The following is a 756-nucleotide window of genomic DNA, read 5'->3' as shown; positions in this document are numbered from 1 at the left end:
CGGTGATCATCACCGGCTTCATGAACTACCTGTCGTAGGCGCCGCGGGCGCGCGGCGCCCGGTCCGGCTCAGGCCGCCAGGAACAGCGCCGGGTTCACCATGGTGCGGTTGAGCACCACGCCCCAGTGCAGGTGCGGCCCGGTCACGCGGCCGGTGGCGCCCACGGCGCCCAGGCGCTGGCCGGCCTGCAGCACGTCGCCCACCTGCACGCCGATCGCGCTCAGGTGGCACACCATGCTCAGCAGACCGCCGCCGTGGTCCAGCCACACCGTCTGGCCGTTGAAGAAATAGTCGCCCGTGTCGATCACCCGCGCGGCCAGCGGCGCCACGATGGGCGTGCCGGTGGGCGCGGCAATGTCCATGCCGCTGTGCGGATTGCGCGCCTGGCCGTTGAACACGCGGCGCAGCCCGAACGAGCCCGAGCGCCGCCCCGGCGTGGGCACCTGCATGGCCTGCAGGGTGGGCAGCGGCTGGCTGAACGTGGCCATGACGCGCGCCTGGTGGTCGCGCTCGCGCTCGTAGCGCGCCTGGTCCTCGGGCGACAGGTCCACCGTGCGCGGCGCCACCGTCAGGCGCTGCTCGGCGTAGCGCTGCGGAGCGATGTCGAAGGCCAGCGTGCGCTCGGGTTCGCCCGGCGTCCGCACCGTGACCTCGCCGTGGCCCGGCGCCTGGGCCAGCGCCAGGCCGAGCACGGCCGTCCAGGCGATGGCGTCCCCGACCACCAGCACCGGCACGCCAGCGCCGGTGAACACCTGC

1 protein-coding gene is annotated in these 756 nt (G+C 74.3%); it reads right to left on the bottom strand.

The annotated features are described in order from the left end of the window. Positions 1-68: 68 nt before the first annotated feature. On the bottom strand, positions 69-756 hold a 688-nt coding region (locus B2J89_RS21290), incomplete at its 5' end, for a M23 family metallopeptidase (RefSeq protein WP_169170823.1).

Source organism: Acidovorax sp. SRB_24, assembly GCF_012931925.1.
The sequence above is the reverse complement of the archived record's forward strand: the minus strand, read 5'-3'. Positions and strand labels throughout refer to the sequence as shown.